Genomic DNA, 18,709 nt, shown 5'->3' with positions numbered 1-18,709 from the left:
TCAGTTGTTCTCCAGGATCATGTGGCCGACGGCGGTGTTGGACGCGGGCACATGGTAGAAGCGATGCTTCAAGGTCGGCTTGTTGCCGCCCGCCACGTCGCTCATCGCGCCGCGCGCGATGAGCCACATCACGAGTTCGATGCCTTCGCTGCCCGCCTCGTTGACGTACTCCAGGTGCGGCACGCTCGCCAGGCCCTCGGGGTCGTCGATCAGCCGGTCGAGGAAGCGGTTGTCCCATTCGCGGTTGATCAGCCCGGCGCGCGGCCCCTGCAACTGGTGGCTCATGCCGCCCGTGCCCCAGATCTGCACGTTCAGGTCTTCGTCGTAGCTCTCGACCGCCTTGCGGATCGCCTGGCCCAGCTTGAAGCAGCGCATGCCGCTGGGCACCGGGTACTGCACCACGTTGACGGCGAAGGGGATCACCTTGAACGGCCAGACTTTCGTGTCGCCGCACATCAGCGACAGCGGCACCGTGAGGCCGTGGTCCACGTCCATGCGGTTGACGATCGTGAGGTCGAAATCCTGCTGGATGACCGAATGCGCGACGTGCGACGCGAGGTCGGGCGCGCCCTGCACGTCCGGGACCGGGCGCGGTCCCCAGCCCTCGTCGGCGACCTTGTACTCCGCCGCCGTGCCGATGGCGAAGGTCGGGATCATCTCCAGGCTGAACGCCGTCGCATGGTCGTTGAAGACGAGGATCACGACGTCGGGCGTGTTGTCCTTCATCCAGCGGCGCGAGAACTCGTAGCCCGAGAAGACCTTCTGCCAGTACGGCTCCTCGCTCTTCTTCAGGTCCATCGCCGCGCCGATGGCGGGTACGTGGGAGGTGAAGACGGATGCGGTGATTCTTGCCATTACTTTCTCCCCCACTTGGGATCCCTGCCGCCGCCGATCATCATGTCGCGATACGCCTCTTCGCTCATGCCCGTCATCGAGCCCGCCATCTGCTGGAAGCTCTTGCCGTCGGTCGCGCCGATCTTCGCGAGGAAGTAGATGTTGCCGCCGAGCGCGATGCAGCGGTTCAGGTCGCGCGCCAGCACCGCCTGCTTCTGGTCCTCGGTCATCGGCCATTCGTCGAGGTAGGCGCGTTCGTCCTTCTTGAAACGCTCGCGGTTGTCGGCCTTCATGAGCGACATGCAGAACTGGTTGAGCGCGTAGCCCCGGCGGCTTTGCTCCGCGTCGAAGATGGTCGTGCCGGGCACGTCCTTGTAGGGTTTGTCGAGCGGCATCTCGTTCAGCTCCAGTAGAGGCGCGTCGGGTTGTCGACCAGCAGCTTGCGCTGCAACTCGGGGGTCGTCGCGATGTGCGGGATGTAGTCGACCAGCAATCCGTCGTCGGGCATGTGGCCCTTCAGGTTCGGGTGCGGCCAGTCGGTGCCCCACAGCACGCGGTCGGGAAAGGTCTCGACGACCTTGCGCGCGAAGGGCACGACGTCGCGGTAGGCGTTGCGCTCGCCATCCAGCGCGGGCGGTCCCGACACCGACAGGCGCTCGGGGCAGCTCACCTTGCTCCACACGTTCGGATGCTCGCGCATGTATTTCAGGAACAGGCTGAACTCCGGCCCGTCGATCGGCTTCGTCACGTCCGGCCGCCCCATATGATCGACGACGACGGTGGTGGGCAGCGCGGTGAAGAAGTCCCACAGCTCGGGCAGGTCGACCGCCTCGAAATAGATCACGACGTGCCAGCCGAGCGGCGCGATGCGCGAAGCGATCTCCAGCAGTTCGTCCTTCGGCGTGAAGTCGACGAGCCGCTTGACGAAGTTGAATCGCACGCCGCGCACGCCGGCCGCGTTCATGTCCTGAAGCGCCTGGTCGGTGATGCTGCGCTTGACCGTCACGACGCCGCGCGCCTTGCCGTTCGACGACTTCAGCGCATCGAGCAGCGCGCGGTTGTCCGCGCCGTGGCAGGTGGCCTGCACGATCACGTTTTTGTCGAAGCCGAGATGGTCGCGCAGCGCGAAGAGCTGTTCCTTGCTCGCGTCGCAAGGGGTGTACTTGCGCTCGGGCGCGTACGGGAACTCCGCGCCGGGGCCGAACACGTGGCAGTGCGCGTCGACGCTTCCCGGCGGCAGCTTGAATTGCGGCTTGCTCGGGCCGGCATACCAGTCGAGCCAGCCCGCGGTCTTGTCGAACCCGCCTGAAGTCGGTTTGCTCATGATCAGTCGATGTAGCGCAGGCCGGCTTTTTCCAGCGGCTCGCGCATCTTGTACATGTCCAGGCCCAGCACGCCCGAGGCCAGCTTCGCGCGCTTCTCGCCCTCGTTCGCCTCGCGCGCCTTCGCGGCGGCCAGCGTTTTGGGCGCCAGCGCGGCGGGCACGCAGACCACGCCATCGTCGTCGGCCACGATCACGTCGCCAGGATGCACCAGCGCATCGGCGCAGACCACGGGAATGTTCACCGAGCCGAGCGTCGCCTTCACCGTGCCCTTGGAACTGATCGCCTTGCTCCACACCGGGAACGGCATCTCGGTCAGCGTCTTCACGTCGCGCACGCCCGCGTCGATCACGAGCGCGCGCGCGCCGCGCGCCTTGAACGAGCTCGCGAGCAGGTCGCCGAAGAAACCATCGGTGTTGGGCGACGTGACGGCCGCGACCACGATGTCGCCGGGCTGGATCTGTTCGGCCGCGACGTGCAGCATCCAGTTGTCGCCGGGGTGCAGCAGCACGGTCACCGCCGTGCCCGAGACCTGCTGGCCGGCGAAGATCGGCCGCATGTAGGTGTTCATGAGGCCGACGCGGCCCATGGCTTCATGCACCGTGGCCGAGCCGAGCGAGGCCAATGCGTCGGCCGTGTCGCGGTCGGCGCGCACGATGTTGCGATAGACGACTCCGAGTTCGTACATGGCTTCAGCGTCCCTGGTTCTTTAGTAACGTGTCGAGGCGGGGGAACACGCGGCGGGTGTTGTCCTCGAAGATCGCTTGCCGATCCTCCGCCGACAACTGCGCGCAGGCGTCGATGTAGCGCTTCGTGTCGTCGTAGAAATTGCCCGTGCGCGGATCGATGCCGCGCACCGCGCCGATCATCTCGCTCGCGAAGAGCACGTTCTTCACCGGGATCACTTCGTTGAGCAGGTTGATGCCCGGCTGGTGGTACACGCAGGTGTCGAAGTAGATGTTGTTCAGCAGATGGTCTTCGAGCAGCGGCTTCTTCATCTCCTGCGCCAGCCCGCGGAAGCGCCCCCAGTGGTAGGGCACCGCGCCGCCGCCGTGCGGGATCAGGAAACGAAGCGTGGGAAAGTCCTTGAACAGGTCGCCCTGCAGGCATTGCATGAACGCGGTGGTATCCGCATTCAGGTAGTGCGCGCCCGTCGTGTGGAAGCAGGCATTGCACGAGGTCGAGACGTGGATCATCGCGGGGATGTCGTACTCCACCATCTTCTCGTAGATCGGGTACCACCACTTGTCCGTGAGCGGAGGCTCCTTCCAGTGGCCGCCCGAGGGGTCCGGATTGAGGTTGATGCCGACGCAGCCGTATTCCTCGACGCACTTCACCAGCTCGGGAATGCAGGTCTTCGGGTCCACGCCCGGCGACTGCGGCAGCATCGCGACCGGCACGAACTGCGGGGGGAACAGTTTCGACACGCGGAAGCAGAGCTCGTTGCAGATCGCGGCCCAGGTGCTCGACACCTCGAAGTCGCCGATGTGGTGCGCCATGAAGCTCGCGCGCGGCGAAAAGAGCGTGAGGTCGTTGCCGCGCTCGTTCATCAGGCGCAGCTGGTTGTCGACGATCGACTGGCGGATCTCGTCGTCGGAGATCTTCAGCTCGCTCGCCTTCGGCTTCGCGGCCGGGTCCTTGATGCCGGCGATCTGGCGGTTGCGCCACTCCTCCAGCGGCTTCGGCGCCGTCGTGTAGTGGCCGTGGCAATCGATGACGAGGCTCATGTCTTCTTCACTTTCTTCAAGCGGGTTCCATCCCCTGCCGGCGCTTGGCGTCGTCGGCTTCGGGCGAGGCCATGAACGCCAGCAGGCGCCCGACGGCGTCGGCCTGGCCGGACGCGGCGCACACCGCGCCGCAGAAAATCGTGGTGATCTGGATGTCGGGCGGCAGCGGCCCGGCGATGTCGATGCCGTCCAGATGGATCAGCTCGCTCAGCTGCTGGAAGCCGAGCGCGACCTCGCCCCGGGCGACGAGCGAGCCGACCGGCACGCCGGGCGGGGCCTGCACGATCTTCGGCTTCAGTTGCTCTGCGATGCCCCAACGCTCGAACAGCTTCATGAGCGCGACGCCGCTCGGGCCGGTGGAGTAGCCGAGCGTGGGTGCGGCAAGCACGGCGCGCTTCACGGCTTCCGCGTTCGAGAGATCGACCTTCTCCGCGCCCGATTTCACCGCGGCGTACACGCCCGAGCGCACGAGGTCGACGCGGCTGCCCGCGACGACGGGGCCAGCCGCCGCCAGCTTCTCGATCGCATCGGTGGCGAGGAACACGACGTCGAACGCTTCGCCCGACTGCACGCGCCTCGCCGCATCGACGCCGCCGACGGCCTCGACCTCGACCTTCTGCCCCGTACGTGCCTCATACGCCGCGACAAGCTCGGCGAGCAAGGCGCGCGTCGCCATGGAAGAGATACCCCGGATCGTCGCGTTCATGGCGGGATTGTGGTGAGGGCGCGCGAAAAGCAAAAGCGCGCGATGTGACTAGCAGCTATATCGGTTCGGCATAATTCAACGCGCGCTATTCGCACAACCATGGACCTCAAGCAGCTCGAATACTTCGTGCGCGTCGCCGAGCTCGGCAGTTTCACCCGCGCGTCGATCGAGCTCGACGTGGCCCAGCCCGCGTTGTCTCGGCAGGTGCGCCTGCTCGAAGTCGAACTGCGCCAGAACCTGCTCGTGCGCAACGGGCGGGGGGCCGTGCCGACGGAGGCCGGCAAGATCCTGCTCGATCACGGGCGCGGCATCCTGCACCAGGTCCAGCGTGCGAGGGAAGACCTCGGGCGGCTGCGCGGCGGCGTCTCAGGTCGCGTGAACGTCGGCCTGCCGACGAGCGTCGCCCGCGTGCTCGCGGTGCCGCTCATCCGCGCGTTCCGCGAAGAGATGCCCGATGCGCGCCTGGCGATCAGCGAGGGGATGTCGGGCAGCCTGCAGGAGGCGCTGGCGAGCGGCCGCATGGACATCGTGGTGCTCTACAACGCGCAGCCGTCGCGCGAGCTCGACATCACGCCGCTCCTCGAGGAAGACCTGCTGCTGGTGCGCGCGCGTCCGCCGGGCCTCCACGAGGACCCGCCGCCGGGTCCGGTGAGCCTGGCCGACATCGCGAAGATGCCGCTCGTGATTCCGGCGCGGCCCAATGCGATCCGCATGTACTTCGAGTCGGCGCTGGCCGATGCGGGGCTGCGGCCCGACGTGGCGCTGGAGATCGAAGGCGTGACGGCGATCCTCGACCTCGTGCACGACGGCGCGGGCGCGGCGATCCTGTCGCGCAATGCGCTGCTGAATTCGCCGCGGCCCTCGGCCTATACCGCGCAGCAGATCGGCAAGCCGGCGCTGCGGATTCCGCTGTCGCTTGCCACCAGCCTGCAGCGCCCCGCCACCCCGGTGCAGAAGGCCACGCTCGATCTGATTCGCAAGATCGTGCCGACGGTGGTGGCTCGGCTTTCGTAGGCGCCACGCTCCACGGCGCAGCGCTCAGCCGGCCGCCGCCACAGCGACCGGACCCTGCAGCCCACCCGAGGCGCGGACCTCGTAGCGGTGCGGCAGCGGATGGGCGCTCACGGTTTCTTGGTCGAGCAGGTGTTGATGCCCAGCAGCGTGTAGGGCGGGCACCAGCCCATGGCCGCGGTGGCGAGCGGAATGACGCCGAGCCAGCCCCACCAGCCCACGGTGCCGGTGGCTGCCAGACCGACGAGCACGATGCCGACGGTGGCGCGGATGATGCGGTCGATGCCGCCGACGTTGGTTTTCATGGTAGAGCTCCTGTTGAAGAATCGACTCTATTGCAGCGCCGCGCGCGCCGCAATTGCGCTTCGTCAACTCCCGCCGTGATTCCGGCCCTCGATGCCGCCCAGGAGGTGCCCTTCAGCCGCGCTTGCCGCGCTCGTCGAGCAGGCGATCCGCATAAGCCTGCCACTTCGCGCCCTTCTCCAGACCCGCGAACACACCCGCCTTCGCGCGATCCGCCACCCACTGCTGCTTGTCCGCGATGGCGCTCGCCATGAACGGATCGAACCCGGCCTCCTTCACCGTGTTCGCGGCCTCGCGCATTTCCTCCGCGCGCCGCTGCCCATGCTGCACCACGCGGCTGAAGAAGTAGGCGCCCTGCTGCTGCCAGTCGATGCTGGGGAAGGTCTCCTGCAGCGTCGGAATCACGTGGTCCTCGACACCGTAGGCGCGCGCCGTCGTGTAGCTCTCGATCACCAGCGCCTCCAGCCCCTTGATCATCACGCTGCGGCACATCTTGATGGCGCTCGCCACGCCGAGCTTCTCGCTCACGGCCTTCGCATCCATCTCCCACGAATTCAGCAGCGCCGCGAGCGCTTCGGCGCGATCGCCGCCCAGCAGCATCGGAACCCGGATGCCGTAGGGCGGCACCGACGTCATCACGCCGGCTTCGACGTAGTGCGCTCCGCCCGCCTCCACGGCTTGCGCGGCCTGCTGCTTCGTGCCCGGCGAGGCCGAATTGAGGTCGAGGAATACCGTGCCTTTTCGCAGGAAGGGCGCCGCCTCTTGCGCCACAGCGAGCGTGTTCGAGGCGGTGACGGCCGAGATGACGAGATCGCTCGCTTCGCACAGCGACTTCATCGAATCGTGCGCCGTGACTCCGCTCGCGTGCGCATGCGAACGCTCGGCGTCGCCGCGCGCGAACTTGACGTCCCACGCGCCCATCGCGCCCACCCTCGGCTTCAGCCCCGCGGAAAAAATGCGTCCCACCTCGCCGTAGCCGACGAGCCCGATGGATTCGATCTTCAATGCCATGGAGTTCTCTTTCAACGCGCAACGCCGAGCAGGCGGTCCAGCAGTTCGGGCGCGGCCAGCAGTTCGTCCGCGCCGCTTGCATGCACGATGGTGCCGCGATCCAGCACCACCGCGCTGTCGGAAATCCGGAGAATGGCTTGCGGATGCTGCTCCACGATGATGGCGGCGAGCCCTTCCTCGCGCGTGATGCGCGCGATGGCCGCGAGCAGTTCGGCCACGATGATCGGCGCCAGTCCTTCCAGGGGCTCGTCGAGCAGCAGCAGGCGCGGATTCACGACGAGCGCACGGGCCACCGCGAGCATCTGCTGCTCGCCGCCGGACAGTTGCGTGCCCAGGTTCGTCTTGCGCTCCGCAAGCCGCGGGAACATCGCGTACACAGCCTCCGGCGTCCACTTGCCGGGCCGTTGCACCGCCGTGAGGTTCTCGTGGACGGTCAGCGACTTGAAGATGTTGCGCTCCTGCGGCACCCAGCCGATGCCGGCGGCGGCGCGCTCGTGCGACGGCAGCTTGTGCAACGCGCGGCCGGCGAGCGAGATGCGGCCCGCGTGCTGCCGCGTGGCCCCCGCGAGCGTGTCGATCAGCGTGGTCTTGCCCGTGCCGTTGCGGCCGAGCAGCGCCAGCGTCCGGCCTTCTTCCAGCGTGAACGAGACGTCGTGCAGCACGACCGCCTCGCCGTAGCCCGCGCTGAGGTCTTCCACGCGCAGCAGTTCAGCCATGGCTCGCCTCGTGTCCCAGGTACACCGCCCTCACCCGCTCGTCCGCCGCGATCTCGGCCGGCGTCCCTTCGGTGAGCACGCCGCCGTTCACCAGCACCGTCATGCGGTCGGCGAAGCTGAAGACGAGGTCCATGTCGTGCTCGATCAGCAGCACCGACACCTCGGCGGGCAGCGCCGCGACGGTCTGCAGCAACTCCTCGCGCTCGCCCGCGGGCACGCCGGCCACGGGCTCGTCGAGCAGCAGCACGCGCGGCTCGCACGCGAGGGCGATGGCGATCTCGAGCAGGCGGCGCTTGCCGTACGCAAGGTGCTCGGTACGCTGGTCGCGGACCTCGGCGAGATGGAACTGCTCGAGCAGCCGCGTGGCCCGCTCGACCACGCCGGGGTGCGCGCCCAGCGGCTTCCAGAAGCTCGCGCCCTGCCCGCGCTGCTGCGACACCACGAGCGCCAGCGTCTCCAGCGGCGTCATGGACGCGAACAACTGGCTGATCTGGAAGGTGCGCACCATGCCGCGCCGCACGCGTTCGTGCGGCGCGAGGCGGCCGATCTCGCGGCCCTCGAGTTCGATGCGCCCGGCGGTCGGCTCCAGCACGCCCGTGAGCAGGTTCACCAGCGTCGTCTTGCCCGCGCCGTTGGGGCCGATGAGCGCGTGCCGGGCGCCGCGGCGCAGGCTCATCGTGACGTTGTCCGTGGCCGTGATGCCGCCGAACTTCTTCACGAGGCCGTGCGTGGAGAGGACGACTTCGTCGCTCGATGCGCTCATGCGCTGCCTCCGCGCCCGAACCACGTCCACGGCCGCAGCAGCCGTTCGCGCCCGACGAGCACCAGCACGACGAGGAACAGCCCGATCCAGAACGTCCAGTACTGCGGCGTCACCTGCGAAATCAGATCCTGCAGCAGCTTGAAGACGATCGCGCCCGCGATTCCGCCATACAGCCAGCCCGCCCCGCCGATGACGAGCACCAGCATCACGTCGGCCGAGCGGTGGAACTCGAACACGTCGATGGAGGCGAAGCCCGAGGTCTGCGTGAACAGCGCCCCGGCCGCGCCCGCCATCGCCGCGGCCACGGTGTAGACGGCGACGAGCCGCGCATGGACCGGCACGCCGACGGCCATGGCGCGCAAGCGGTTGTCGCGGATCGCCATGAGCGTCGCGCCGAAGGGCGAATGCACGATCCGGCGCGCGACGAGGAAGAGGATCAGCAGGACGACGAGCGAGTAGCACGACGCCACGCGGCCGGTGAGCTCGAACGCCCACTGGCCCAGCACCGGCGAGAACACCAGCCCCTGGATGCCGTCGACGCCGCCCGTGAGCCAGTCGAGCTTGTTGGCGAGTTCCAGCAGCAGCAGGGCCAGCCCCAGCGTCACCATGAGCCGTGTGAGGTCGGAGCCGCGCAGCACGGTGAAGCTCGCGGCGAGGCCGAGCACGGCGGACGCGGCCATGGCAACGAGCAGGCCCAGATGCGGATCGGGCATGACGTGCTTGCAGAAGAGCGCGGCCGTGTACGCCCCCAGCCCGAAGAAGGCCGCATGCCCGAGCGACACGATGCCCGCGTAGCCGAGCACGAGGTCGAGCGAGAGCGCGAACAGCGCGACGATCGCGATCTCGTTGACGATCAGCGCATGCGTCGGGAAGAGAAACGGCGAGGCCAGCGCGAGCAGCCACGCGACCGGCTCCCACGGCCGCATGCGGCGCGAGCGCATCAGCGAAGATTCGAAGGCGCTCATGCCTTGCCGCCTTGCCGCACGAACAGCCCGTTCGGCTTCCACAGCAGGATCGCGATCATCAGCGCGTACACGATGAATGCGCCCATCTTCGGGATGTAGTATTTGCCCGCGACGTCGGCGATGCCGAGCAGGAGCGCGGCGAGCAGCGGCCCCGTGATGGATGACGTCCCGCCCACCGCGACGACGATCAGGAAATAGATCATGAACTTGAGCGGAAAGCTCGGGTCCAGTCCGAGCACCTCCGCGCCGAGCGCGCCGCCCAGCCCCGCGAGCCCCGAGCCGAACGCGAAGGTGGAGAGGAACACCACGTTCACGTCGATGCCCATGCCCGCGGCGACCCGCTGGTCGTCGACCGAGGCGCGCAGGCGGCTGCCGAAGCGCGTGCGCGAAAGGATGAACTGCAGGCCCACCGTCAGGGCCGCGCACACCGCGATGATGAAGAGCCGGTAGTGCCCCATGCCGAGCGTCCACGCGCCGGTGCCCCACTCCGTGCGGCCTTTCAGCCACGCCGGCAGCTGGATGATCTGCTGGGTGGAGCCGACGAAGTAGTCGAAGGCGGCGACCGCCATGAACACGAGGCCGATGGAAAACAGCACCTGGTCGAGGTGCGGCTTGCGGTAGAGGGGCCGGTACAGGGTGCGTTCCAGCACCGCGCCCAGCAGCGCCGCCCCGAGGAAGGCGAGCGGCAGGCACACGAGGAACGGCACGTCGGCCTTCTGCATCAACAGCACGGTGATGTAGCCGCCGACCATCGCGAACGCGCCGTGCGCGAGGTTGATGAAATTCATCAGGCCCATCGTCACCGCCAGGCCGACGGCGAGGATGAACAGCAGCATGCCGTAGGCGATGCCGTCGAAGAGAATAGTGAGCACGACCCTGAAATCAGAAGTACGCGGCCCTTGGGCCGCGTTATCGTCCGTTACTTCTTCCCCGGATCCTTCACGTCCTTGATCACGTCGAACTCGGTGTTCCACAACTGCCCGTCCTTGCGCTCGACCTTGCGCAGGTAGATGTTGTGGACGATGTCGCGCGTCTGCGCGTCGACGAAGGCCGGGCCGCGCGGGCTCTCGAAGATCTGGCCCTTCATGCCGGCCAGCAGCGCGTCGCCGCCGCCCTTGCCGCCGGTCTTCTTCAGCGCCTCGTAGATCACGCGCATGCCGTCGTAGCCGCCCACGGCCATGAAGTTCGGCCGCAGGTTCCTGTTGGCCTTCTGGAACTCGGCGACGAACTTCTTGTTGACCGCCGAGGGGTGCGCCGTCGAGTAGTGATGCGAGGTGACGACGCCCAGCGCGACGTCGCCCATGTCGTTCAGCTGGTCGTCGTCCGTCACGTCGCCGGTGCCGATAAGCCGGATGCCGGCCTTGTCCATGCCGCGCTCGCCGAACTGCTTCATCACCGCCGCGCCCGCGCCCGAGGGCACGAAGACGAACATGGCGTCGGGCTTCAGGTCGCGCACCTTCTGCAGGAAGGGCGCGAAGTCCGGGTTGCGCAGCGGCACGCGCAGCTTCTCGACGACCTTGCCGCCGTTGAAGAGGAAGCGGTCGCTGAAGAACTTTTCGGCATCGAGCCCGGGGCCGTAGTCGGACACGAGCGTCACCACCGACTTGATGCCGTTCTTCGGCGCCCAGTCGGCCATGGCCACCGAGGCCTGCGGCAGCGTGAAGCTGGTGCGGACCACGTAGGGCGACGCTTCGGTGATGCTCGACGTGGCCGCGGCCATCACCACGAGCGGCGTCTTCGATTGCGTCGCGATGGGCGCGACGGCCAGCGCCGAGGGCGTGATGCCGAAACCGGCCAGCACGTCGACCTTGTCGTTCACCACGAGTTCCTGCGCCACGCGCCGCGTGACGTCGGGCAGGCTCGTGTCGTCCTTCAAGATCAGCTGGACCTTGCGGCCGGCGACCGTGTCGCCGTTCTGCGCCATCCACAGCTTCGCGGCCGCTTCGATCTGGCGGCCGGTCGTGGCCTGCTGGCCGGTCATGGGGAGGATCAGGCCGATCTTGAAGGGCGTGCCCTGTGCGGCCGCCAAGCCGCCGACGGCGCACAGCGCGGCGGCCGCCACGGTGCGCAGAATAGTTCTTTTGTGCATGGTCGTCTCCTGGATTCGGTCGAGATTCTCCGCGTGCGCCACGGGCCGTGCAAATCGGCGGCGGCGTCTAGCAGTTATGCGCGATTGAAATAGCCGGCCCGGCGATATCTCATTCGCCTGCCCCCCGCGAACGGCCCCACGCGCACGGCCGCGCCCCTAGAATCCAGCGACGATGCGTTTCACTTCCTCGGCCTGCTCGACAGCAATCGCGCTTCTTTCGCTGGCCTGCGCCGGGCACGCGCAGACCCCGCCTCCTTCCTCCTTGCGTCTTGCCAAGAGCCTGTGTACGAGCATGACCGGCCAGGTGCTCGCGAGCCAGCTCGTGCCGCCGCTTGCGTCGAGCGCGCGGCCCGAGGCCTCGACGCAGGCGAACCTCGGCGAGCGGCTCGCGCGGCAGCAGGGCGACTTCAACGCGAAGCTCGATGCGCTCAAGCCCTTCGACGGCCTCTACGCCACCGGACAGCTCGACCAGAGCATCGACAACAGCCGCGGCGCGCGCTACGCGTTCGGCCTGGAGTGGGAGCTGTACGACCAGGGCCGCGCCGAGTCGCGCCGGCAGCTGGATCGGCTGCGCCTGGAGAACAAGGCGCAATACCTCCAGCTGCTGCGCGACGTGGAACAGCGGCAGTTGCAGGAGAACCTGCTCGCCGTCGAGAACATGCGCAACCGGCTGCTCGCGACGCTCTACCAACGCGAAGCGGCCGCGATCGTGCCCGTGCTCGCGCGGCGCAAGCAGGAACTCGCGAACGGCCGCATCACGCGCGTCGAACTCGCGGAAATCGAATTCAAAGCCGAACGCGCGTCGCTGCGCGCGCGCCATTACGCGGGCTCGGTCGACGTGCTGGTGTACCCGCAGGCGCAGGAGCTGATCAACCGCGTCGAGCACATCGCGCTCAAGCCCGAGCCCGAACTCGCCGAACTCGCCGCGACGCGCTCGCCGGACATCCAGCTGCAGGCGCTGCTGGCGGAGAGCCGCAGTCGCTTCCTGCCTTCGGTGAAGGACAACACGTCGGTCCGGCTCGTTCTGGAGCGCAACAAGGAGTTCGAGCGCTCGCCCAACAACTACGCGGGCGTGCGCGTGCGCATCCCGATCGGCGACGACAAGGGCCGGCCCGAGCTCGCGGACGCGACGCGCGCGCTCTACGCCGACCAGCAGGAGTCGCTGAAAGCGACGCTGCGGCAGAAGCTCGCGCTGCTCGCCGACCGGCTGCGCATGAAGCAAAACGAGATGCGCGTGCTGCAGGCCGAGAACAAGTTCATTCGGGCGAAGGCCGACCTCGCCTGCTACCGGCTCGACCTGCCCGTGTCGGCCATCGCGGCCGACCCCGACCGCGAGGTCGAGGAGTACACGCTGCGGCTGCACGAACTGCAGCGCGAAATCCTGCTGGCGCGCCTCGACGTGCTGGAGGTGCTGACGCAGGTCAGCGCGCTGGTGAAGCCGCGTGAACCGGCGGAGCTCTATTCGCTGACGGCGACGCCGTAACGCGATTGCCCGGCCCGTCCGGCGGCGCCCAGCGCGCGTTGGCGGGCGTCACGAACACGGGACCCCACTTGTGCTCGCGCGGAATCGCGAACCGCACGTCGTGGACTTCGTTGTGGTGCGAATAGCCCCCGTGGAAATTCACGTCGACCTCGCTGTCGACGTTCTCGATCCGATTGAATGCCGAACTCCACTGCACGGCGATGTGGCGGATGTTGCGCACCTTGCAGCCCTCCACCTTGCCGTGGAAGGCGCGTGCGATGCGCAGGTAACCGCTGCCCCCGTCGCCCTTGTTCCAGGCGCCGTCGAGCACGCAGTCCTGAACGAGGAAACCCGAGCTGTTCTCGATGGCGAGCGGGTGGCGTCCCGCGTTGAAGACACCGACGCGCTCGATGGCGACGTCGGCCGTCCATTCGAGCGAGATGCCGTCCACCGCGAGCTCGGGCGCGAGGTTCTCGTAGCGGAATCGCGCCTGCGCGATGTCCTGCGTGCCGTTGCGCTGCTCGATGCGGAAGTCGGCCAGACGCACCCGCTGCACCGGACGCAGTCGCATGAGCTGCGAGGCGCGCGCGGCGAAAGCGATGCCCGCCGCCGTGTCGAACTCGACCGCGTTGCCCTCACTCGAAGCGACCTTCAGCATGGACTGTCGCAGGAAGGGCTGCTCGCGCTTCCATTCGCGGCTTCCGAGCTGGCGGAAGAGCGCATCGTCGTTCGGCTGGCGCAGCCACACGTAGTCGCCGGCTTGCAGCGCGGCGGCACGGTCGAGCGTCGCGCGGCGTGCATCGCCCGCGAGCGGCTGCGCGAGTTCGGCGATCACGGGTCCGCGCGTGCCCTCGACCCGGATCACCGCGCCATCGGTCCCGCGGATGTGGGACACGATCCGCGTCTGCTCGCGACCCGCGCCGGCGAGGCTCACGTCGCTGTGCCGAATCACGACGGGCCGATGAAAGTCGAGCACGCCCCCCGGCAGCGCGATGGTCACCGGCCCGCGTCCGGCCACGCGCTCCAGCAAGGCCTGCAACGCGGCCGCATCGTCGCGCCCGTCGTCCGGCGTCACGCCGTGCTGTCGCGCGTCGATGGCCGTCGGCGCGGCCTCCGCCGCGAACAGGGGGATCGCCGGCCAGCGCAGCATGCTGTGCGCGAGCAGCACCGCCGCGCCGAACAGGAGGTACGACATCACCATCACCCCGCCGGGCACGAGCCGCCGCACGAAGCCGCGCGCGCCGCGCGCCTGCTGCGCCTTGCCCTTCGACCAGCTCTGGTCGCCGAGGTGGTGCCAGGCGTGGATCTTCACCAGCGCGCCCACCCACTGCGTGTACAGCATGAGCGGAATCGTGCGCATCGTCACCGCATGCCCGTGCCAGCCGATCACGAGCAGCTGCAGCGAGCGCACGATGACGGCCCACGCGAGATAAAGCGGAATGAACAGCACCGACTTCGCGACCGCCAGCGCGACCGCCCCCGCCAGACCGACGAGCGAGGTCCACATCGACAGGCGCTGGTCCAGCAGCGCGAGCCAGATGAAGCCGCCGACCCGCGCCGGCCCGAGCGCGAGCGCGCGCGGGTTGTTGCGCAGCGTGTTGCCGAACCAGCGGTAGGGCAGCGACACGCTCGCCTCGAAGAACGGCGTTTCGCGCGACTCCAGCGAGCAGCAGGTCACGTCGGGCAGGTAGAGCATGTTCCAGCCCTTGCGCAGCACGTGGAACCACGAGCTCTTGTCGTCGCCCATCAGGAACTTCAGCTCGCCGTGCAGCCAGTGGTCGACACTATCGCGCTCGATGGACGCGATGAATTCCTCTTCGACGACGATGGACGTGCGGAAGATCGAGAAGCGTCCCGTGAGCGTGAGCACCTTGTTCGACAGGCTGTGCGACTGGAAGAGCACATGGCGCTGGCCGAACTTCAGGCCGAACCAGTCGCGGTGCCACAGGCTGCGGTTCGGGATGAAGGCGACCTCGTTCGTCGTCGCCGCGCCGAGGTCGCGGTAGGCGAGGAAGAACGGCAGACAACGCGCGAGCCCGCCCGGTTCCAGCCACGAGTCGCCGTCCATCAGCACGGTGACGCTGTTCGGCTCGTCGCGATGCCGCCGCGCCACCGCCCGCAGCGCATGCCCGAGCGCCGCGCGCTTGCCCTGGCTCTGGCGCTGGAACACGAGTTCGACCTGACCCCGCGCCGGGTGCGCGCGGTACACCGACGCGATCAGGGCCTCGTCGCCGTCGCTCCCCACCGCCACGACGACCGTCGCCTTGCAGGGTACGTCCGCGATGTTCGACATGAGCGACTGCATCGACTCGACCGACACCCACGGCTCCTCCAGATACGACGCGACGACGATGAAAATGCGGTCGGGCCAGTGTGCCTTCGCGGCCACCTCCTCGGCCTGCGCCCGCAGGCGCGGGTAGTACCAGGTCGCATAGATGCCCGCGCGTACGTAGTTGAGCAACTGCCAGCCGTAGCGCCACAGGCCGAACGCGCCGAGCGCGACCACGATGCCGTGCTCCACGCCGTGCAGGTGCGTGCGGCCCCACCAGAGGAACAGTGCTGCGGGCAGGCCGAAGACGAGCAGCGGCCCCGCCACCGAGAGCAGGGCCTGGGACCTCGCGGTCCGTTTCATGACCAGAGGGCCAGCGCGGACGGATTGCGGATGTAGACGTTCACGCGCGCGTTGGCCGGCAGACGCACGCGCTTGTCCTGGAACTCCAGCTTCACCAGCGTCTCGTTCAGCCCGCCCTCCTGCGTGACAGCCGCTCCGGCGCTCGCGGCGGCGAGGCCGACGGCGGAGACCGTCGCGGAATACTTGCGATCTTCATAAGGCACGTAGATCGTGGCGGGCATGCCCAGCCGCAGCTTCAGCGCATCGTCGTTCGGCAACCGCAGCAGCACGCTCGGCGTGATGTCGGCCTCCACCAGCACCACCGGATCGTGCGGCGAGACGAACTCGCCCGCGGTCTTGTCGACCTGGAAGACCTTGCCCTTCACGCTGGCGCGCACGGTGCGCTCGGCATCCTGCCGCGCGAGCATCACCTTCTTGGCGGCGAGCTCGACGCGCAGGCGGTTCATCACGTCCGCGCCGTCGAGGCTCTGGCTGCGGGTCGCGCCGTCGGCCACCTGCCGCAGGTAGGCCTGCTGCATGTCGTTGACCTGGTTGGACACGAGCAGCACCTCGCGCTGCGTGATGACGCCCGAGTCGAACAGCTTGCGCGCGTTGTTCAGCTCGGCTTCGCGCTGCGCCCAGTCCTTCTTGAGCGTCGACAGCAGGCCGGCCTCGGCCTGGCGGCGCGCCCCCGCGAGTCGCGACTGCTCTTTCGAAAGCTGGGCCACATGCTGCTCGAGCGCCTCCACCTCGTTGCGCAGCGCCGGGTTCTCCACGGCGAAGAGCGGCATGTTCGGTTCGATCCGCGTGCCCGGCTGCACCATCAGGCGCGCGATGCGCCCGTCGTGGTTCGCCGTGATGCGCGCGATGCTGCCGCTCACGAAGCCCGTTCCCTCGATCGGGTAGGTGTAGTTGTACAGGCCCAACGCGCCCAGCACGCCCGCCATCACGAGGCCGAGCGCGATGCCGCGCCAGGCGCGGTTGCGGTATTGCTGGGCGGAGCCGGGCGCCAGTGTCGAGAGATTCAGAGGCGCATCGACCGGCGTCCGCGTCGCCGGCAGCGACGCGGCAGCGACGATGTCCTCGACGTCGCCGAGTTTGCCGTCGACCGACAGCTCGATGTAGTGCCGAAGCACCCGGCGGTTGCGTGCCGAGAGGTCGTGGAACTCGAAGCCGCATGTGCCGTCGCGCTCCCCGCGGAAGACGAGCTGCACGGGAATGACGAGGGTCGATTCGAGCATGGGGAAGCTGATCCGTGCGGGCACGATCTCGCCCGCCGCCGGGATGCGCGGCAGCCCGTCGATGCCCAGGCCCGTGGTGGACCAGTCGCGCACCTGGTAGCTGCTGCCGTCGAGCTCGACGAAAAGCGGAATCGCGACACGCAACGCCTTGCGCTGCAGGTTGTCTTCGCGGGTGATCATGAGCTTGCCTCTGCGTGAAATAACTGCAGATGCATCGTCACGAATTGCACGCCCGGTACATCCACGTAAACGGCGCAACCGGCCGTAGGCGGATGCCTACCCGCTGACGCGACTGCAAGACACGATCCGACGCGCGCCGCAAATCTACTCTCGCGTCGATCGCAACGAAAAACGCAGGGAGCGGTACCTCATGAACGTCACCATCATCGGCACGGGCTATGTCGGGCTCGTCACCGGCGCGTGCCTGGCCGAACTCGGCAACAACGTCTTCTGCCTCGACCTCGACCAGGCCAAGGTCGACCTGCTCAACGCGGGCGGCATGCCGATCTACGAGCCGGGTCTGAAGGAAATCATCGAGCGCAACGTCGAGGAAGGACGGCTGACGTTCTCCAGCGACGTCGCGGCGAGCGTCGCGTTCGCGAACATCCAGTTCATCGCCGTGGGCACGCCGCCGGACGAGGATGGAAGCGCGGACCTCAAGTACGTGCTGGCCGCCGCGCGCGGCGTGGCGCGCCACATGACCGAGTTCAAGGTGGTGGTCGACAAGTCGACCGTGCCCGTGGGCACGGCGGAGATGGTGGCCGATGCGATGCGCATCGAGCTCGCGAGCCGCGGCTTGCAGGAGCTTGCGTTCTCGGTGGTGAGCAACCCCGAGTTCCTGAAGGAAGGCGCGGCGGTGGACGACTTCATGCGGCCCGACCGCATCGTGCTCGGCATCGAGCCCGGCGAGGCCGGACAGCGCGCGCTCGCCGCGATGCGCGAGCTCTACCTGCCCTTCAACCGCAACCACGAGCGCACGCGCGTCATGGACCTGCGCAGCGCGGAGTTCACCAAGTACGCCGCCAACGCGATGCTCGCCACGCGCATCAGCTTCATGAACGAACTCGCGAACCTCGCCGACCGCATGGGCGCGGACATCGAGCTCGTGCGGCAAGGCGTGGGCGCCGACCCGCGCATCGGCTACAGCTTCCTCTACGCGGGCGCGGGCTACGGCGGCAGCTGCTTCCCCAAGGACCTCGATGCGCTGCGCCGCACGGCCGCCGAAGCGGGCCAGCGCCTGCATGTCCTCGATGCGGTGCAGGAGGTGAATCGTCGCCAGAAGAACGTGCTGGCCGAGAAGGTCTTCGACCGGCTCGGGCGCAATCTCGCGGGTCGGACCATCGCGCTGTGGGGCCTCGCGTTCAAGCCCAACACCGACGACATGCGCGAGGCGCCGAGCCGCGAAGTGATCGGTGCGCTGCTGCGGGCCGGCGCGCGAATCCGCGCGCACGACCCGGTCGCGTACGAGCAGGCCGAGCGCGCACTCGCGGACGATTTCGCGGATGCGCCCGCCCTGCTCGAGAATTTCTCTCTCGTCGACAAGCCGATGGAAGCCGTCGTCGATGCCGACGCGCTCGTCATCGTCACGGAGTGGAAGAACTATCGCAGCCCGAACCTCGCGGCCTTGCGCAAGTCGATGAAGCTGCCGCTCGTGATCGACGGGCGCAATCTGTACGACCCGCACCAGCTCACCGCCGCCGGCCTGATGTACGTCGGCATCGGCCGCAGCAACGTGGCGATGCTGCGCGCGGCGGAGGAAAATCAGGCGATCGCCGAGCAGATGCGGCTGAAGGCCGAGGTGGGGCTTGCCGCACCGGGGCCGGAGCGGGCGCAAGTGGCGGACGCCGCCACGGGAGCCGAGGCGATCAGCGTGGCGGAGACGGACGCGCAGGCGGAGAGCGCGCTTCCGGCCTGAAGCGCTGTCGGGGCGCCGAATTCGCGACTGCGG

General features: G+C 68.2%; 18 protein-coding genes. 3 read left to right on the top strand and 15 right to left on the bottom strand.

The annotated features are described in order from the left end of the window. Genes AB7E83_RS17980 through AB7E83_RS17955 form a run of 6 tightly spaced genes read right to left on the bottom strand, consistent with a single transcriptional unit; the run spans position 1 to position 4,589 of the window. Positions 1-855: a class III extradiol dioxygenase subunit beta gene (locus AB7E83_RS17980; protein WP_428571881.1), complete on the bottom strand. Its 855-nt coding sequence runs from the start codon at positions 853-855 to the stop codon at positions 1-3. Next, positions 855-1,229 carry a protocatechuate 4,5-dioxygenase subunit alpha gene (gene ligA / locus AB7E83_RS17975; protein ID WP_428571879.1) on the bottom strand — a complete coding sequence of 125 codons (375 nt, stop codon included), beginning with the start codon at positions 1,227-1,229 and terminating at the stop codon, positions 855-857. The genes AB7E83_RS17980 and ligA overlap by 1 nt, the downstream gene beginning before the upstream one ends. 5 nt (positions 1,230-1,234) lie before the next feature. Further along, positions 1,235-2,158 (bottom strand): amidohydrolase family protein, encoded by a 924-nt coding sequence (locus AB7E83_RS17970; protein ID WP_428571877.1) that lies wholly within the window; start codon positions 2,156-2,158, stop codon positions 1,235-1,237. A 2-nt stretch (positions 2,159-2,160) separates the two neighbouring features. Next, the gene (gene ligK / locus AB7E83_RS17965) at positions 2,161-2,844 is read right to left on the bottom strand and encodes a 4-carboxy-4-hydroxy-2-oxoadipate aldolase/oxaloacetate decarboxylase (RefSeq protein WP_428571875.1); all 684 of its coding nucleotides are present in this window, start codon (positions 2,842-2,844) and stop codon (positions 2,161-2,163) included. 4 nt (positions 2,845-2,848) lie between these two features. After that, a complete protein-coding gene (locus AB7E83_RS17960) occupies positions 2,849-3,883 on the bottom strand; it encodes an amidohydrolase family protein (RefSeq protein WP_428571873.1) in 1,035 nt (344 codons plus the stop codon). A gap of 16 nt (positions 3,884-3,899) precedes the next feature. Continuing rightward, positions 3,900-4,589 carry an extracellular solute-binding protein gene (locus AB7E83_RS17955; protein WP_428571871.1) on the bottom strand — a complete coding sequence of 230 codons (690 nt, stop codon included), beginning with the start codon at positions 4,587-4,589 and terminating at the stop codon, positions 3,900-3,902. A 99-nt stretch (positions 4,590-4,688) separates the two neighbouring features. Here AB7E83_RS17955 and AB7E83_RS17950 point away from each other — a divergent pair, with 99 nt between their 5' ends. After that, positions 4,689-5,603, top strand: a complete 915-nt coding sequence (locus AB7E83_RS17950; RefSeq protein WP_428571869.1) for a LysR substrate-binding domain-containing protein — start codon at positions 4,689-4,691, stop codon at positions 5,601-5,603. A gap of 107 nt (positions 5,604-5,710) precedes the next feature. On the opposite strand, the gene AB7E83_RS17945 is transcribed toward AB7E83_RS17950, so the two are convergent. From AB7E83_RS17945 to AB7E83_RS17915, 7 genes are all read right to left on the bottom strand, one after another. Further along, positions 5,711-5,905 carry a YgaP family membrane protein gene (locus AB7E83_RS17945; RefSeq protein ID WP_428571867.1) on the bottom strand — a complete coding sequence of 65 codons (195 nt, stop codon included), beginning with the start codon at positions 5,903-5,905 and terminating at the stop codon, positions 5,711-5,713. A gap of 112 nt (positions 5,906-6,017) precedes the next feature. After that, positions 6,018-6,908, bottom strand: coding sequence for a DUF1932 domain-containing protein (locus AB7E83_RS17940; protein ID WP_428571901.1), 891 nt, complete (start codon positions 6,906-6,908; stop codon positions 6,018-6,020). Positions 6,909-6,925: 17 nt separating this feature from the next. Then, the gene (locus AB7E83_RS17935) at positions 6,926-7,630 is read right to left on the bottom strand and encodes an ABC transporter ATP-binding protein (RefSeq protein ID WP_428571865.1); all 705 of its coding nucleotides are present in this window, start codon (positions 7,628-7,630) and stop codon (positions 6,926-6,928) included. Next, positions 7,623-8,393: an ABC transporter ATP-binding protein gene (locus AB7E83_RS17930; protein WP_428571863.1), complete on the bottom strand. Its 771-nt coding sequence runs from the start codon at positions 8,391-8,393 to the stop codon at positions 7,623-7,625. The genes AB7E83_RS17935 and AB7E83_RS17930 overlap by 8 nt, the downstream gene beginning before the upstream one ends. Further along, positions 8,390-9,358, bottom strand: coding sequence for a branched-chain amino acid ABC transporter permease (locus tag AB7E83_RS17925; protein ID WP_428571861.1), 969 nt, complete (start codon positions 9,356-9,358; stop codon positions 8,390-8,392). Before AB7E83_RS17925 ends, AB7E83_RS17930 begins: the two co-directional genes overlap by 4 nt. After that, positions 9,355-10,230: a branched-chain amino acid ABC transporter permease gene (locus tag AB7E83_RS17920; RefSeq protein ID WP_428571859.1), complete on the bottom strand. Its 876-nt coding sequence runs from the start codon at positions 10,228-10,230 to the stop codon at positions 9,355-9,357. Before AB7E83_RS17920 ends, AB7E83_RS17925 begins: the two co-directional genes overlap by 4 nt. A 47-nt stretch (positions 10,231-10,277) precedes the next feature. Next, the gene (locus AB7E83_RS17915) at positions 10,278-11,447 is read right to left on the bottom strand and encodes an ABC transporter substrate-binding protein (RefSeq protein ID WP_428571857.1); all 1,170 of its coding nucleotides are present in this window, start codon (positions 11,445-11,447) and stop codon (positions 10,278-10,280) included. A gap of 172 nt (positions 11,448-11,619) precedes the next feature. Between AB7E83_RS17915 and AB7E83_RS17910 the strand changes: the two genes are divergently transcribed. Continuing rightward, complete coding sequence (locus tag AB7E83_RS17910) at positions 11,620-12,930, top strand: hypothetical protein (RefSeq protein WP_428571855.1); 1,311 nt, start codon at positions 11,620-11,622, stop codon at positions 12,928-12,930. On the opposite strand, the gene AB7E83_RS17905 is transcribed toward AB7E83_RS17910, so the two are convergent. After that, the gene (locus AB7E83_RS17905; protein WP_428571853.1) at positions 12,869-15,541 is read right to left on the bottom strand and encodes a glycosyltransferase; all 2,673 of its coding nucleotides are present in this window, start codon (positions 15,539-15,541) and stop codon (positions 12,869-12,871) included. The genes AB7E83_RS17910 and AB7E83_RS17905 overlap by 62 nt on opposite strands. Beyond that, a complete protein-coding gene (locus AB7E83_RS17900; protein WP_428571851.1) occupies positions 15,538-16,941 on the bottom strand; it encodes an HlyD family efflux transporter periplasmic adaptor subunit in 1,404 nt (467 codons plus the stop codon). Before AB7E83_RS17900 ends, AB7E83_RS17905 begins: the two co-directional genes overlap by 4 nt. A gap of 190 nt (positions 16,942-17,131) precedes the next feature. Between AB7E83_RS17900 and AB7E83_RS17895 the strand changes: the two genes are divergently transcribed. Continuing rightward, a complete protein-coding gene (locus AB7E83_RS17895) occupies positions 17,132-18,676 on the top strand; it encodes a UDP-glucose dehydrogenase family protein (RefSeq protein WP_428571849.1) in 1,545 nt (514 codons plus the stop codon). The last annotated feature ends 33 nt before the right edge of the window (positions 18,677-18,709 follow it).

The sequence above is a fragment of the Ramlibacter sp. genome (assembly GCF_050250995.1).
Classification (GTDB): Bacteria; Pseudomonadota; Gammaproteobacteria; order Burkholderiales; family Burkholderiaceae_C; genus Ramlibacter.
Note: the sequence above shows the minus strand (reverse complement) of the source record. Positions and strands in the feature narration are given on the sequence as shown.

What these genes read in the sequence shown, in the direction of transcription:
- AB7E83_RS17980 (WP_428571881.1), bottom strand. Translation starts at nt 855, where the DNA reads ATGGCAAGAATCACCGCATCCGTCTTCACCTCCCACGTACCCGCCATC.
- ligA (WP_428571879.1), bottom strand. Translation starts at nt 1,229, where the DNA reads ATGCCGCTCGACAAACCCTACAAGGACGTGCCCGGCACGACCATCTTC.
- AB7E83_RS17970 (WP_428571877.1), bottom strand. Translation starts at nt 2,158, where the DNA reads ATGAGCAAACCGACTTCAGGCGGGTTCGACAAGACCGCGGGCTGGCTC.
- ligK (WP_428571875.1), bottom strand. Translation starts at nt 2,844, where the DNA reads ATGTACGAACTCGGAGTCGTCTATCGCAACATCGTGCGCGCCGACCGC.
- AB7E83_RS17960 (WP_428571873.1), bottom strand. Translation starts at nt 3,883, where the DNA reads ATGAGCCTCGTCATCGATTGCCACGGCCACTACACGACGGCGCCGAAG.
- AB7E83_RS17955 (WP_428571871.1), bottom strand. Translation starts at nt 4,589, where the DNA reads ATGAACGCGACGATCCGGGGTATCTCTTCCATGGCGACGCGCGCCTTG.
- AB7E83_RS17950 (WP_428571869.1), top strand. Translation starts at nt 4,689, where the DNA reads ATGGACCTCAAGCAGCTCGAATACTTCGTGCGCGTCGCCGAGCTCGGC.
- AB7E83_RS17945 (WP_428571867.1), bottom strand. Translation starts at nt 5,905, where the DNA reads ATGAAAACCAACGTCGGCGGCATCGACCGCATCATCCGCGCCACCGTC.
- AB7E83_RS17935 (WP_428571865.1), bottom strand. Translation starts at nt 7,630, where the DNA reads ATGGCTGAACTGCTGCGCGTGGAAGACCTCAGCGCGGGCTACGGCGAG.
- AB7E83_RS17930 (WP_428571863.1), bottom strand. Translation starts at nt 8,393, where the DNA reads ATGAGCGCATCGAGCGACGAAGTCGTCCTCTCCACGCACGGCCTCGTG.
- AB7E83_RS17925 (WP_428571861.1), bottom strand. Translation starts at nt 9,358, where the DNA reads ATGAGCGCCTTCGAATCTTCGCTGATGCGCTCGCGCCGCATGCGGCCG.
- AB7E83_RS17915 (WP_428571857.1), bottom strand. Translation starts at nt 11,447, where the DNA reads ATGCACAAAAGAACTATTCTGCGCACCGTGGCGGCCGCCGCGCTGTGC.
- AB7E83_RS17910 (WP_428571855.1), top strand. Translation starts at nt 11,620, where the DNA reads ATGCGTTTCACTTCCTCGGCCTGCTCGACAGCAATCGCGCTTCTTTCG.
- AB7E83_RS17905 (WP_428571853.1), bottom strand. Translation starts at nt 15,541, where the DNA reads ATGAAACGGACCGCGAGGTCCCAGGCCCTGCTCTCGGTGGCGGGGCCG.
- AB7E83_RS17900 (WP_428571851.1), bottom strand. Translation starts at nt 16,941, where the DNA reads ATGATCACCCGCGAAGACAACCTGCAGCGCAAGGCGTTGCGTGTCGCG.
- AB7E83_RS17895 (WP_428571849.1), top strand. Translation starts at nt 17,132, where the DNA reads ATGAACGTCACCATCATCGGCACGGGCTATGTCGGGCTCGTCACCGGC.